The sequence below is a fragment of the Ruegeria atlantica genome, from assembly GCF_947495585.1.
Classification (GTDB): Bacteria; Pseudomonadota; Alphaproteobacteria; order Rhodobacterales; family Rhodobacteraceae; genus Ruegeria; species Ruegeria atlantica_G.
This window is the reverse complement of sequence record NZ_CANLZK010000001.1, coordinates 378,607-392,156: the sequence shown is the minus strand read 5'-3', so window position 1 is coordinate 392,156 and position 13,550 is coordinate 378,607. Positions and strand designations below refer to the sequence as shown.

13 protein-coding genes are annotated in these 13,550 nt (G+C 56.6%); 8 read left to right on the top strand and 5 right to left on the bottom strand.

Translation table 11 applies throughout. The annotated features are described in order from the left end of the window. Nucleotides 1-100 precede the first annotated feature (100 nt). From QMP16_RS01920 to QMP16_RS01900, 5 genes are read left to right on the top strand one after another with little or no spacing between them, the layout of a single operon-like run. Complete coding sequence (locus QMP16_RS01920) at nucleotides 101-256, top strand: DUF5993 family protein (RefSeq protein WP_199528470.1); 156 nt, start codon at nucleotides 101-103, stop codon at nucleotides 254-256. An 8-nt stretch (nucleotides 257-264) separates the two neighbouring features. Beyond that, nucleotides 265-834 (top strand): disulfide bond formation protein B, encoded by a 570-nt coding sequence (locus QMP16_RS01915; RefSeq protein WP_282151020.1) that lies wholly within the window; start codon nucleotides 265-267, stop codon nucleotides 832-834. A gap of 34 nt (nucleotides 835-868) precedes the next feature. Next, nucleotides 869-1,231: a DUF3302 domain-containing protein gene (locus QMP16_RS01910; protein WP_058277715.1), complete on the top strand. Its 363-nt coding sequence runs from the start codon at nucleotides 869-871 to the stop codon at nucleotides 1,229-1,231. Nucleotides 1,232-1,252: 21 nt separating this feature from the next. Then, complete coding sequence (locus tag QMP16_RS01905; protein ID WP_282151019.1) at nucleotides 1,253-2,398, top strand: HlyD family secretion protein; 1,146 nt, start codon at nucleotides 1,253-1,255, stop codon at nucleotides 2,396-2,398. An 11-nt stretch (nucleotides 2,399-2,409) separates the two neighbouring features. Beyond that, entirely contained in the window at nucleotides 2,410-3,972 is a 1,563-nt protein-coding gene (locus tag QMP16_RS01900; protein ID WP_282151018.1) for an efflux transporter outer membrane subunit, read from the top strand. 3 nt (nucleotides 3,973-3,975) lie between these two features. On the opposite strand, the gene mprF is transcribed toward QMP16_RS01900, so the two are convergent. Further along, on the bottom strand, nucleotides 3,976-6,585 hold the full coding sequence (gene mprF, locus QMP16_RS01895) for a bifunctional lysylphosphatidylglycerol flippase/synthetase MprF (protein WP_282151017.1): 2,610 nt from the start codon (nucleotides 6,583-6,585) through the stop codon (nucleotides 3,976-3,978). Between the two features lie 98 nt (nucleotides 6,586-6,683). After that, the gene (locus QMP16_RS01890; protein WP_058277712.1) at nucleotides 6,684-7,112 is read right to left on the bottom strand and encodes an Lrp/AsnC family transcriptional regulator; all 429 of its coding nucleotides are present in this window, start codon (nucleotides 7,110-7,112) and stop codon (nucleotides 6,684-6,686) included. Nucleotides 7,113-7,198: 86 nt separating this feature from the next. Between QMP16_RS01890 and rocF the strand changes: the two genes are divergently transcribed. From rocF to QMP16_RS01875, 3 genes are read left to right on the top strand one after another with little or no spacing between them, the layout of a single operon-like run. Further along, complete coding sequence (gene rocF / locus QMP16_RS01885) at nucleotides 7,199-8,119, top strand: arginase (protein WP_282151016.1); 921 nt, start codon at nucleotides 7,199-7,201, stop codon at nucleotides 8,117-8,119. Next, a complete protein-coding gene (gene ctlX / locus QMP16_RS01880) occupies nucleotides 8,119-9,039 on the top strand; it encodes a citrulline utilization hydrolase CtlX (RefSeq protein WP_282151015.1) in 921 nt (306 codons plus the stop codon). Before rocF ends, ctlX begins: the two co-directional genes overlap by 1 nt. A 6-nt stretch (nucleotides 9,040-9,045) precedes the next feature. Beyond that, nucleotides 9,046-10,089 carry an ornithine cyclodeaminase gene (locus QMP16_RS01875; protein ID WP_282151014.1) on the top strand — a complete coding sequence of 348 codons (1,044 nt, stop codon included), beginning with the start codon at nucleotides 9,046-9,048 and terminating at the stop codon, nucleotides 10,087-10,089. A gap of 52 nt (nucleotides 10,090-10,141) precedes the next feature. Here the strand turns inward: QMP16_RS01875 and QMP16_RS01870 are convergent, their stop codons facing one another. From QMP16_RS01870 to dctP, 3 genes are all read right to left on the bottom strand, one after another. Then, nucleotides 10,142-11,545 carry a TRAP transporter large permease gene (locus tag QMP16_RS01870; RefSeq protein WP_108858838.1) on the bottom strand — a complete coding sequence of 468 codons (1,404 nt, stop codon included), beginning with the start codon at nucleotides 11,543-11,545 and terminating at the stop codon, nucleotides 10,142-10,144. Between the two features lie 3 nt (nucleotides 11,546-11,548). Continuing rightward, complete coding sequence (locus tag QMP16_RS01865; RefSeq protein ID WP_058273821.1) at nucleotides 11,549-12,178, bottom strand: TRAP transporter small permease; 630 nt, start codon at nucleotides 12,176-12,178, stop codon at nucleotides 11,549-11,551. Between the two features lie 63 nt (nucleotides 12,179-12,241). After that, nucleotides 12,242-13,258: a TRAP transporter substrate-binding protein DctP gene (gene dctP, locus QMP16_RS01860; RefSeq protein WP_058273822.1), complete on the bottom strand. Its 1,017-nt coding sequence runs from the start codon at nucleotides 13,256-13,258 to the stop codon at nucleotides 12,242-12,244. Nucleotides 13,259-13,550 lie beyond the last annotated feature (292 nt).

Genomic DNA, 13,550 nt, shown 5'->3' with positions numbered 1-13,550 from the left:
TCCTAAAAGGTGAACTCGACGAGAGTTTTCTTGCCAGACCTCCCAGTGCCTGACAGTATCCCGGTATTGCGGTCGTTGCACGGAAGGGGAGAACCGGGCCATGATAGCGCTTTTATTTGCGTTACTTACAGCCACCATGGGGCTGAATTATTTTCGACAAACAACGGCAGCCAATGCGCTGTTTTTCTTCACGCTGGCGTTGAGTGTGTACTGGCTGAAATTCCACGCCACCAGCCAACTGACAATCCAGTTGTAGGGGCGATGATGACACCAGAATTATCCCGAACCCTGAACGCCATCGGCATGCTGGCCGTCAGCCTTGTGCTGCTTTTGGCCTTTGTTTACCAACTGGCGCTTTACGAGCTGCCCTGTCCACTTTGCCTGCTGCAACGCGTTGGCTTTGTCGCCGTGGGCGTTGGGCTGGGCTTGAACCTGCTATACGGCGCGCGGCCGCAGCACTATGCGTTGATGTTAATCGCAGCACTTTATGGCGGCAGCGTATCGGTGCGCCAGATCCTTCTGCATATCGTTCCGGGCACGGGCCATTACGGCTCGCCCGTGTTGGGGCTGCACTACTATACGTGGGCTGCCATTTGCTTTTTCCTGATCCTGTTGGGCACCGCGGTTATGCTGCTGTTTGATCGCCAATACGCTGACGAAACTTCGGATCAGTCGCGCTTTGGTGGAAGCACCTTGGCCAAAACTGCCTTCTTCATCATGCTTGGTCTGGCTGTTCTGAATGCCGGTTCTACGCTGCTTGAATGTGGTCCCGGCATCTGCGCCGACCCGCCAACCAGCTACAAAGTGATTGACGAACTGGGCTCCAACAACTGAGGATGGGATAACCTTCCCGAACAGAGGCACAAACATGGGGTTACTTGGGCAGCCACTGGGCTATTACGACTACCTGACATTTGTTGCGTTGATTTTGCTACTGGCCGCCGTCATGGCGCTGTTTCTATTCGTGATGGGACTACCGGGCCGCATCGCGATCAAACGCAATCACCCCCATGCCGAAGCTATCAAGATCATGGGCTGGATGGGGTTTCTCGCCATCGTGCCTTGGGTCCATGCTTTCATTTGGGCGTTCCACGATGGAACGGTGGTCGATATCCGCCGCATGCCCGATGAAGAACGAAAGGCAGTTCGCAAAGAAATCAAGCGCTTGGGTGGTGAGTTGACGGAAGAATACCGTGACCCGCTGGATCCGGAAGAGACGCAAAAGAGCTAACGCCAAAGGAAACTACAAAATATGTTTGTCGCCCTCGGCATTACGCTTTTCTACATCATTTTTGTCTGGCTTATTTTCTTCAAGTTCCAGTGGCTGAAGTTCAACATCATGTGGGGCATCGTATCCTTCTGGGTCGGTGCGCACCTGCTGTTGATCTTCCTTGTCGCCCTTCGGTTCTTTCAGCCGTTCTCCATTGACAGCCACGTGGTCCGCTCAACCATCCAGATCGTCCCACGGCTGACCGAGCCGACGTTATTGACTGAGGTACTGGTCGAGCCAAATACCGAGGTCACAAAGGGCGATCCCCTGTATCGGTTCGACGACACCGTGTTCGCGCTTGAGGTTGAGGAAGCCACAGCGCAGCTGGTTGCGGCCGAGCAAAACGCCAAGATCCTTGAACAGGACGTCATTGCCGCTGGGGAAGCCATTGAGCGTGCAAACGCGCAACTTGCTTACGCACAGACGCAGCAAGCCCGATACGAAAACCTCGTACCCGCAGGTGGTGCGCGGCAGGACGAGCTAGATCGCTGGAACGAACAGGTGACTGAGGATCAGGCGCAGGTCAAAGAGGCCACGGCAAATCTGGAAAAGGCTCAGCTTGCGCTGGATTCCCAGATTGACGGCGTGAACACCGGCATCCTTCAGGCCCAGGCGCAGTTGGACAAGGCCCAGTACTTTCTGGACAACACCACGATTTACGCCCCCGAAGACGGCATGATCGTGTCCCAACAAGCCCGTCCCGGTCTGGTCGTCGGCGATATTCGCCTGGGCGCCATTGCCAGCTTTGTCACCAAGGATAACCCTTACATTCTTGCAACCTACCGTCAGCAGAACCTGAAATTTGTCGAAGTCGGCCAACCCGTTGAAGTCGCCCTTGATCTGTATCCGGGCGAAATTTTGACTGGTAAAGTCGAAGCGATCTGGTGGGCAACCCGTCAAGGGCAATACTTGCCGTCAGGCCGCCTGCCCGGCTTTGAGCTACCGAAATTACCCGGTCGCATCGCGGTCCAGATCTCGGTCGATATCCCCGACGGGCATACCTTCCCCGCTGGTGGTCACGCGGCTGTGGCGATTTATACCGGTCAGGGCAAAAGCTTTGAGTTTCTGCGACGGATCAACATTCGTCTCTATTCCTTCGCCAACTTCATTCGACCACTGGATATCTAAGGACGCATATGATGACCTGGGCCAGATTACACCGCCGACTGATGGGCACGGCCCTTTGCGCCGCGCTGCTGGTCGGCTGCGCACCAGTTGGCCCGGATTTCGTGCGCCCGAACTCACCGGTCGTCAAACAATGGATCGAGGTCAACACCCCAAGCACTGGTCAAAGCGGTCTGACCTCACGCAGCGCTCCGGTAGTGAAATGGTGGGAGACCTTCAATGACCCCACCCTCAATAAACTAATCGCCGAGGCCTATGCACAGAACCTGGACTTGCAGGTTGCCGGTGCCCGCGTTCTGCAGGCACGCGCGCAGTTGGGCATTGCGTTTGGCGAGCTTTATCCGCAATCACAGGCCATCGGTGCATCCATTGAACGCCGTCAGGTCAGCGACAACCTCGGACCTATTTCCGATATCCGTCGGATCATCCCGCTGGACACCGAGTTTTCGACCTCGCAAGTCGGGTTTGATGCCCAATGGGAACTAGACGTCTGGGGCCAGCAGCGCCGCGGCGTTCAGGCCGCGCGATCCAATCTGGCGCTGCAAGTGGCCAACTATGACGACGCGCTTGTCACCCTGACCGGCGATGTTGCGGCGCTATATGTCAACATCCGTGCCTTGCAGGAGTCGCTGGCCGTGGCGCGCGACAACATCCAGTTGCAACAGGAATCCTCAGATCTGACCCAATTGCGGTTTGACAATGGCGTGACAACCGAGCTGGACGTGCAGGAATCCACGGCCCTGTTGAACAATACCAAGGCCTTGGTGCCAGAGATTGAGAGTGATCTTCAACAGGCCAAAAATGCTTTGGCCGTGCTGCTGGGAACCACGCCGTCCCGCATGACCAGCCTACTAGGCAATTCCGGGCGGATCCCCTCTGCGCGTACGAATGTGTCCGTCGGTGTCCCCGCCGAGCTTCTGCGCCGCCGCCCAGACGTTCGCGCGGCCGAGCTGGCAGCGGCCACGCAATCAGCGCAGGTCGGGATCGCTTTGGCCGACCTTTATCCGCAATTTATCCTGTCAGGTGCTATTGGCCTGCAGGCCTCGGGCGGGCAAGATCTGTTTTCAGCAGGCAGCAACACCGGGCTCGCGAATGCCGGTGTGGTCTGGAACGTGCTGAACTATGGCCGGATCAAAAACAACGTCCGCGCGCAGGATGCGGCCTATCAGGCGTTGATCGCCAATTACCAGAACACCGTCCTGACCGCCTATTCCGAGGTTGAAAGCGCGATGGTTGCCTATGCCCAGTCACGCAAGCAAGTTGGCTTTTATGAAAAAAGCGTCGCGGCTTCGCGCAAAGCGGCTGATATCGCCATCGACCAGTATCGGGACGGTATCGCCAGCTATTCGCGTATCCTGAACACCCAAACAGCCCTGCTGCGGTCTCAGGCTAATTTGATTCAGGCCCGCCAGCAGGTTTCTAGCAATCTGGTTGCGGTTTACAAGGGATTGGGAGGCGGCTGGCAGATCCGGCAGAACCAAGAATTCCTGCCAGAAACCGTTCTGGCCGAAATGGCATATCGCACAGATTGGGGCGATCTACTGGAGAAAACCCCGACCCGCGCCAGTCTGAACTGAACTTTATTTCGTCAACCCGCGCAAACCGCCTGAAATCAGGATGTTCACCTCGTACAGAATACGTGGTGCTGCCAGACCACCGGGGCTGGCGAGGTAATTCGGGCTCCATTCCGGATCGAACTTCTGCTTGAAGGATCGCAGCCCTTCGAAGTGATAGAACTGCTCGCCGTGTTCATAAACGAACCCTCCGACGCGGTTCCAGAAAGACGCCAGTTGCCGGTTCTCGATTCCCGAAAACGGTGCCGCCCCCAGCGAGAACCAATGGAACCCCTGCTCTGCCCCCCAGGTCATCATCTCGGCAAACAAGGCATCCATGATAAAGTTCGACCCGTCCGGCTCATACCGCATCAGGTCCAACGACAATTCGGACTTGTTCCCGCCTTGGAAGAGGTTGGCGAAGGCGACGATCTTTCCCGTATCTGCCTTTTTCAGCACCGCGAAATCGAAATAGGACAGGTATTCATCGTCAAACCCGCCCAAGGCGAACCCCTTCTCCTCACCAGCCTTATGCTCCAGCCAATCGTCTGAAATCTTGCGCAATTCGGGCAACACAGGACCCACTTTGTCTTTCGGTATGATCTCGAAAACATACCCTTCGCGTTCGGCCCGGTTCTTGGCCTGACGGAACCGCTTGCGAGATTTACCGTCCAGCGAGAAATCTTTCAACGGCACGCGCGCGACCTCTCCGATCTTCAGAATAGATAGGCCTAGATCCAGAAATGTCGGCAGGTACTTAGTTGATACGCTGTAGAAAGCGCACAACTTGCCCTCACGGTCCGCCATTTCGCGCAATTGCCAGATCAGTTGCTTTCCGGCGGTTTCATCCCCAACCGGCTCCCCCTTTGTTATCAGTGCATTGCCTGTGTCGGCATAGGCCAGAAATGCGTCATCGTCCGGTGAAATCAGGAATTGCTTGTCGCCGGTCAGTGAAATCTGCGACTCGGTGTCTTCGCTTTCCATGACCAGACGTTCAACAACCTCGGGGATCTCCGTCCGGACCGGTTCCGGAACTTCGCGCCCGAACAAAGAATTCACGGCCACCACGCCAAGAATAACCGCCACCACAAGACTGGATCGCAAAAAGCGTGAGGCGTCACCGTTCCACGCGAACTCCCACCACAAAGCGTTCTGATATTCGACATGCGAATAGGAAAACAGCCCGACCCAAAAGACGACCAAAAGCAAGGCGACCACGCTGACCAGCCACGGGATGTTCAGGCGGAATATCGATGCCCCGCTGACGCGGTAAAACGCCCCGCGAAACGTGGCCAGTAAGGCGATTGTGCCCAACATGCTGATCGCTTCGTGCGTATCGAGACCCTTGGTCAGCGATGCGACGAACCCGGCAACCATCAGCAGCATGGCCACTATCCATGCGCGGTACAGCTTGCGGAACAGGCCGCGTGAAACAAGGATCAGTAGAACTCCGACAGCGCTTCCGGCAAGATGCGAAGCTTCAACGAAGGACAAAGGCAGAAAGTCCCGCAATGCGCTAAGCTTCTCGCTGCCTGCAGGCAACGCCCCGGACACCAGCAGAATGACACCCGCCACAGCTGCGACACCGGCCGCGACCATCGGCACAATCGGACGGATCACGCGGTAAACCCACGTGGCGGCTCCGCTGATGTGATGTCGGTTCGTCAGGGCCGAAGCCACCGCGATGGACAGCGTCGCGATGGCGAACGGCAAGAAGGTATAAATCAACCGGTACAGCAAAAGGGCGGCGATCACGTCAGACCGACCCGAGGCCCCTAGCCCGGCTATCAGAGTCGCTTCGAACGCACCAATCCCGCCCGGAGCGTGGCTGAGAATTCCGACTGCAATAGCGCCAATGTAGATTGTGAAGAAGAACGGGAACCCGACCCCCAGATCATCCGGCATCAACACGTACAGCGTCATTGACGCCCCAAACAGGTCACCCACAGCCGCCAGCGTCAACAATCCAGGCAACTTGCCGCCCGGCAAATTGAAGCCCAAACCACCGGTGGCCAGTCTGCGTCCGCCCTTGGAGAGCCAAATGAACAGCGTTGCGAAACCCACAAGCAGGCACAATCCTAGCACGGTTTCCACCGTGTCACTTATTGGTAGAACTTTGGACACGCCATCCGGATGAAAGGTTAGCAACCCACCCAGAAGCAGAATGAAACCTGACCAGAACGCGATCCAAGATGTGGCAATCACCCCCGCAACCCGACCCAGATCAAGACCCAGGGACGCATAGATCCGATACCGGATCGCCGTGCCAGTAATGTAAGAAAACCCAAGGCAATTCGACACGGCATAACCACAGGCGCCAGCCATGCCTGCGACAGGCAAAGGAACCTCGCCATCTGCCACACTTTGCACGGCAAACACATCGTAAAGTGAGAGAGATAAAAAGCTGACAGCCGTCCAGCACAGGGCGAAAAACATCAGTTTCCACGATGTATTCGCGACGTCGGTTTTTACATCAGCCCATTTGACGTGCGAAGACAGCTCGTGCAGGACGGTCAGGGCAATAAGCGTGACCAGAATCGGTATCGCGATCCGGACAAGGGGCTTTTCAAGAAACCCCGAAACCCGTTCGGCCAGGCGTACAGCCCAGAGTTCTTCGACATTTTCATGAGTTGCCATGCTTTGTCCCTGCTCTCAGGCGCGATCACACTCTGCACGATCGAAACGCGCAAGCCGACTTTTGCACATTTTCGTTCAGGCTCAAAGCACTACGGGGGTCACAACCGACCTTTGCGGGTGGACAGCAGCAGGTTGGTCTCGGACTTAGTGATCCCCTCCATACGGCGAATCTGGAACAGCACCTCGTCCAGCTCGGCCAGTGTTTCGGTCCAGATTTCGGCGATCAGATCCCAGCTTCCGTTTGTGGAGTGAACAGCACGCACCTGACGCATGGCGGCAATTCGGGCCATCGTGCGCTCGGTTCCGCGGCCTTCGATTTCCAGCATCATCAAGCCGCGCACCGGGCTTTGCGCCACGTCCTGACGGGTGAGTACCGTGAACCCAACAATTTCACCGGACTGTTTGAGGCGCTGCAGGCGGCTGCGAACCGTAGTGCGCGTCACACCCAGCGTTTCGGCGAGTTCGGACAGGGACGCCCGTGCATCCCGGTGCAAGGCGCTGAGCAGCCTGCTATCCAAATCGTCCATGACTGCTTCTCATTTCGTTTATCCGAATGCCATTTTGAACATTTTGCTGTCTTTTCGCAAGCCATCACGAGGGTCTAGATAGTCATATGGATACGCAAAATGTAATATTGGTTGGCGCACCAATGGACGCAGGTAAGCGTCGTCAGGGGTGCCGCATGGGCCCGGACGCCTACCGGGTGGCCGGTCTGGAACAAGCTCTGACTGACCTCGGGCACCAAGTGTCGGATATCGGAAATGTCAACGCCGATCCGTCAGATGTACCGGAGCATCCACACCTTGTGGCGCTGCCCGAGTGCATCGGCTGGACCAGCGCCCTGAGCCGCGCCGCACAGGAAACCGCGCCGAACGGACTGCCGATTTTTATGGGCGGCGATCACGCTTTGTCCATGGGCACAGTTGCCGGGATGGCAACACATGCAGACAGGATGGGTCGCCCCCTGTTCGTGCTTTGGCTGGACGCGCACAGCGACTTTCATACACCTGACAGCACCGGCAGCGGCAACCTGCACGGCACACCGGTTGCCTATTTCACCGGGCAACCCGGGTTTGACGCATTCCCTCCGCTGGCTGCACCGATTCCAACGGATCGAGTAGGCATGATTGGTTTGCGCTCCGTGGATCCGGCTGAACGTGCACGATTGGAACAGGATCAGGCCATGCTGGCAGACATGCGCAGCATTGATGAGCACGGTATCAAGGCACCTTTGATCGCGTTCCTCGACCGAGTACGCGCAGCAAACGGTATCCTGCACGTCTCGCTGGACGTCGACTTTCTGGACCCTTCAATTGCGCCCGCCGTTGGCACCACTGTTCCTGGCGGCGCGACCGAACGCGAAGCCCATCTGGCGATGGAACTGCTGCACGAAAGCGGCCTCGTCTGCTCGCTGGATTTGGTCGAACTGAACCCGTTCCTGGATGAACGTGGACGAACCGCAAAACTGATGGTCGATCTGGCCGCGTCCCTGTTGGGCCGCCGCATCTTCGACCGCCCGACCCGGAGTTTCTGATGAATTCCCTTCAATCTCCTTCCGCTGTTGTCATGGTTCGACCGCATGAGTTTGTGTCGAACCCAGAGACTCGCCATGACAATGCGTTTCAGACACTGGCACATCGGTCCGCCGAAGCGACTTCAGCAGCCGCGCGCGATGAACATGATCGTGCAGTCGAACAACTGCGCGATGCAGGCGTCACAGTTCATGTATTTGATGATCACGGCCAACAAAACACGCCGGACAGTGTCTTTCCCAACAACTGGTTCTCGACGCATCCCGGCGGACACATTGCAATCTATCCGATGTTTGTTCCGTCGCGTCGACGCGAACGCCGCACAGATGTTATCGAGTTGTTGAAACAAGAATACCGCGTTCAGGACGTGATCGATTATTCGGGGCTGGAACCGGACGATCTCGCACTGGAAGGTACCGGAGCAATGGTTCTCGATCACGTCGGCCGCATCGCTTACACGGTCAAGTCAAACCGCGCTGATCCCGTTTTGTTGGAGCGGTTCTGCACGAACTTCAACTACGAACCCATCGCGTTCGAAGCTAGGGACGACGCAGGCCGAGACGTTTATCACACCAATGTCCTGATGGGAATCGGCACACATTATGCACTGATCTGCCTCGACATGATAATCGATGCCGAACGCCGCGCGACCGTGCAGGCGCGATTGGAAGAATCCGGTCGCACCGTAATCGATCTGTCCCATGACCAGATCGCAAACTTTGCTGGAAACACCATCGAGCTTAGTGGTCGTGATGGGCTCGTGCTAGCTCTTTCCAGCCGCGCCAAAGATGCGCTGACGCCCCAACAGACCGACATCATCGAAGACAGCGCCACTCTGCTGCCGTTGTCGGTTCCAACCATTGAAACAGCCGGAGGATCAGTACGTTGCATGATCGCCGGTATCCACCTTTCCCGCCGATAGGAGATCATGATGCAACCTTCTGACAAGGCTCTTGTGCCCTTTGTATCCGTCGACAACATGATGCGGCTGGTGCACCATATCGGGCTTGAAAAGATGATCACTCAGATCGCGGCTCAGATTGAATCCGACTTCAAACGCTGGGAGAGCTTTGACAAGACCCCTCGCATTCCGGCGCATTCTCCCCATGGCGTAATCGAACTGATGCCAACCTCGGATGGTGAGGCCTATGGATTTAAATACGTCAACGGGCACCCCAAGAACACGTCCGAGGGCCTGCAGACCGTGACAGCCTTTGGCCTTCTGGCCGACGTCTATACCGGCTACCCTACGCTTTTGACCGAGATGACGATGCTAACCGCCCTCCGCACGGCGGCAACCTCGGCCCTTGTCGGCAGTTATCTGGCACCCAAGTCATCGCGTGTTATGGCGATGATTGGGAATGGCGCTCAGTCCGAGTTCCAATGCCTGGCGTTCAAGGCCATGTGCGGGATCGACACTGTGCGCCTTTACGATACCGATCACGCGGCCACCGAAAAATGCGCGGCAAACCTCAAGAATTCCGGGCTGACGGTCGTGCTTTGCAAAACACCCGAGGACGCCATCGAAGGCGCTCAGATCATCACGACCTGCACCGCAGATAAGAAAAACGCAACGATCCTGACCGACAACATGGTCGGACCGGGCGTCCACATCAATGCAATTGGCGGTGATTGCCCCGGCAAGACCGAACTACACCGCGATATTCTGCTGCGCTCGGACATCTTCGTCGAATACCCGGAACAAACACGCATCGAGGGCGAGATTCAGGCCTTGGTCGAGGATCACCCAGTGACCGAATTGTGGCAGGTCATGACCGGTCAGGCCAAAGGCCGGCGCGACGACCGACAGATCACTCTTTTTGATAGCGTTGGCTTCGCGATCGAGGATTTCTCAGCCTTGTGCTACGTCCAGTCTGCCATCAAAGGCACTGATTTCTTTGAACCTTTGGACATGTTGGCAGATCCAGATGATCCGCGGGATCTGTATGGAATGCTGATGCGGGCGAGCTGAAGAACCCGCACTTCACGTCGACTAGCCCCCGGTTCACCACCGGGGGTTTTTTCTATCCGGCCAATGACGGCAGGTAAAGTACGATACCGGGAAACGCCACGAGCAGCGCGATCGTTACGCCGTCTGCGATGAAGAACGGCGTAACGCCCTTGAACACGTCCTGAACGCTCAGATCCGGGCGCACGCCTGCAACCACGAAACAATTCAGGCCAATAGGGGGCGTGATCAGGCAAAACTCGGCCATTTTCACGACCAGAATTCCGAACCAGATCGCACACATCGGACCTGACATGCCAAAAGCGCTCTCGGCGGCACTGACCGTCTCACCCCCGTTCAGGGCCATGACCGCCGGATAGACGACCGGTAATGTCAGCAACAGCATCCCGATGGCATCCATGAACATGCCCAAGACCGCATAGGCGAGCAGGATACAGATCAGTATCAGCATCGGCGACATTTCCAACGAAGTGATCCAGTCCGAAAACGCGCCCGGAAGATCGGCAAACCCCAGAAACCGTACGTAGATCAGCACCCCCCAGATGATCGTGAAGATCATGGCCGTCAGTTTGGCGGTTTCCAGCAGCGCCGACTTCAGCTCGGGCCACCGCATTCCGTGAAATAGGGCAAAACAGAAGACGATGAAGGCACCGATAGCCCCGCCTTCGGTGGGAGTGCCCCAGGCTTTTTCACCAAACGGGTTATAGACAAAGCAAATGATGATCAGGATCACGGCGACAATCGGAAACGCTCCCGGCAGTGACGCAAAACGCTGCTTCCAGGTGAAACCTGTTACCGGTGGACCAACGTTTTTGAACACAACCGCGATGCCGACGATCAGCAGACCGTACACAACGGCAGAGAATGCACCGGGGATAAACCCGGCGAGCAGCAGTTTACCCACATCCTGTTCCACGATGATCGCATAGATCACTAGGATCGCGGATGGCGGGATCAGGGACGCAAGTGTACCGCCCGCTGCGACCACTCCGGCTGCGAACTGCTTGTTGTAGCCGACCTTCAACATCTCGGGGATAGCGATCCGGGCAAACACGGCAGACGTTGCCACCGACGCGCCAGAAACGGCCGCGAACCCGGCTGTGGCGAACACAGTCGAAACCGCGAGCCCTCCGGGCACCCACGCAACCCAACGTTTAGCGGCCTCGAACAACGCGCGCGTCAGCCCCGCGTAATAGGCCAGATAACCGATCAGGATAAAGGTGGGGATCAGGCTGAGTGTATGGGCCGCAACCTTGGAATGGGGCACCTGCCCCGCCGTCTTGACCGCGACGGTTAATGCTTTGCCGAAGCGATCCGGATCGTATCCGAACTTGGCCCAGAAAATCCAAACCAGCCCAACCAGCCCCGCAAGACCTGCCGCAAAGGCCACGCGCATTCCGGTAAAAACCAGAACCAGCAGGCCACCTGTGACCCACAAGCCAATTTCAATCGAGTCCATGTGCTAGTCCTGCCCTTCGAATTGCTCAGCCTCGGCGGCGGCTTGTGCGGCGGCGTCCTGGATCAGTGGAACCGCTACCGGGCTTTCGGCCCCTACGATCAGCGCGCGACCATATCCCCAAACCTGAAGTAACAACCGTAGGCAAAGCACCGAGAACGCCACGGGTGCCAGCAGTTTGGCCGGCCAAAGCGGGATACCGATGTCGATTGAACTGTCCCGGCTCCACATCGGCGCGCCAAAATCGAACGAGCGGTCAAAATGGGACCAGCTGCCCCAGACCAAGGCCAGCATCAACACCAGGATCAGAAGAACCGATATCAGCTCAAACAGCCAAAGTGCCCGGCCGTGCAGGCGTGAGATGACAATGTCCATCCGGATATGACCGCCATCGCGCTGAACATATGAAATGCCCAGAAATGCAATTAGAGGCATCGCCTGTTCGATCCAGTCGACATATCCCGGCAAAGGTGCGTTAATCGCATTGCGTCCGCTGACCGAGACAACCGCCAAAACCATAAGACTGAACACGGCAAGGCCGCTGATCAGAGCCAAAAACCGCTCTAACCTCAATAACTTACGGTCCAAAGAACTCAGGAGGCTGTTGTCTTCAAGCACCGTGGCCTGTCCTGCCATTGCGGTGTTCCCCTGTATTTTTATTGGTGTCCGGATGCCCCGGTGGGCACCCGGATTTTGTGCTTAGTTACCGCTGCGTTGCTGTTCCAGCGTGGACTGGACCAGATCATACAGGTCCTGCGCAGGGATGCCCTGAGCGGACATATCCTCAATCCACTGTGCCCGGATGGGATCGGCAGCTTTGGTGCGGAACTCTGCGATTACCGCATCATCGATCTGTACCTTTGCGACGCCCTTTTCATCCAAAACACTGTCCCACTGATCCAGCAGCGAACCATAATTGGCCAGATAGTGATCAATCGCTTCGTCGATCGAACTGTCCAGCGCTTCGCGATGCTCAGCCGGGAGTGCCTCATAGGCATCGATATTGACCACAACCGGGCAATTCACAGTGCCGGGGTTCAGGTTGGCCGTCCACCAATCTGCTTCGTTGATCGTGCCAAAAGACAGGTGCGCGTGCTGAGCAAAGGCAACCGTGTCAACGACACCGGACTCCATTGCGTTAAAAGCTTCGGTTGCAGGAACCGAGGTCGGTACACCACCTACCGCCTCGAATGCCTTGCCCAGACCACCTGTGGCGCGGACACGCATGCCTTCGAACTCGGCAAGTTCGTCACGCGGGTCGCCGGTTCCGACGATGTTGTACTGCGGCATGGGCGACGTCATGATAATACGCGCGTTCCACTGCGCCATCTCATCCTTAACGGCAGGGTGATCGTAAACCGCGTGGCTGACGGCAACTTCCTCATCCAGGTTGTTCACGCCTAGGAACGGCAGTTCCAGAACGGTGATCGCGCGGTTTTTGTCGCGATGATATCCAGCACAGAACTGCGCCATCTCAAACGCACCAATTTCGATTCCATCCAGGTTTTCGCGCGGCTTGGACAGGCCACCATAGCTAACATTGATGGTGAAATCGCCGTTTGTCTTTTCGCTGACCAACTCAGACAGTTTCTCAACATGCTCGGTGAACGCACGACGTTTGCCCCAGACCGAAGCATTCCATTCAGTTGCGGCTGCCTCAGACACGAACGCAACACACAAGGCGGCCACAGCAGAGCCGCTCAAGATCTTTTTCATACTAATTTCTCCCTTTGCTGCACCCCCTTACCGAGGCGCTTGGCGTCAAAGCTAGCGCCAACATCGGAATGTGCCAACCCCTGGTCAACGTTCCTGACCGGCTGGGAATGGCACCGTTGAGCGCTAACAACCGAAAGGTGAGTCTCAGATGCAATTTAGTTGTAATCGGGCGGCTTATTTCCACACAAATTTTCATTACAGCCAAAGCTATGTAAAAAAACCAGTATTCCCAAAGATGGCCTCTTTCTTTACAAAATCACTCCGGTCTAAAAAAAAAATTTACAAACTAATC

Coding starts and splice junctions, on each gene's coding strand:
- QMP16_RS01920 (WP_199528470.1), top strand. CDS start 101: ATGATAGCGCTTTTATTTGCGTTACTTACAGCCACCATGGGGCTGAAT.
- QMP16_RS01915 (WP_282151020.1), top strand. CDS start 265: ATGACACCAGAATTATCCCGAACCCTGAACGCCATCGGCATGCTGGCC.
- QMP16_RS01910 (WP_058277715.1), top strand. CDS start 869: ATGGGGTTACTTGGGCAGCCACTGGGCTATTACGACTACCTGACATTT.
- QMP16_RS01905 (WP_282151019.1), top strand. CDS start 1,253: ATGTTTGTCGCCCTCGGCATTACGCTTTTCTACATCATTTTTGTCTGG.
- QMP16_RS01900 (WP_282151018.1), top strand. CDS start 2,410: ATGACCTGGGCCAGATTACACCGCCGACTGATGGGCACGGCCCTTTGC.
- mprF (WP_282151017.1), bottom strand. CDS start 6,585: ATGGCAACTCATGAAAATGTCGAAGAACTCTGGGCTGTACGCCTGGCC.
- QMP16_RS01890 (WP_058277712.1), bottom strand. CDS start 7,112: ATGGACGATTTGGATAGCAGGCTGCTCAGCGCCTTGCACCGGGATGCA.
- rocF (WP_282151016.1), top strand. CDS start 7,199: ATGGATACGCAAAATGTAATATTGGTTGGCGCACCAATGGACGCAGGT.
- ctlX (WP_282151015.1), top strand. CDS start 8,119: ATGAATTCCCTTCAATCTCCTTCCGCTGTTGTCATGGTTCGACCGCAT.
- QMP16_RS01875 (WP_282151014.1), top strand. CDS start 9,046: ATGATGCAACCTTCTGACAAGGCTCTTGTGCCCTTTGTATCCGTCGAC.
- QMP16_RS01870 (WP_108858838.1), bottom strand. CDS start 11,545: ATGGACTCGATTGAAATTGGCTTGTGGGTCACAGGTGGCCTGCTGGTT.
- QMP16_RS01865 (WP_058273821.1), bottom strand. CDS start 12,178: ATGGCAGGACAGGCCACGGTGCTTGAAGACAACAGCCTCCTGAGTTCT.
- dctP (WP_058273822.1), bottom strand. CDS start 13,258: ATGAAAAAGATCTTGAGCGGCTCTGCTGTGGCCGCCTTGTGTGTTGCG.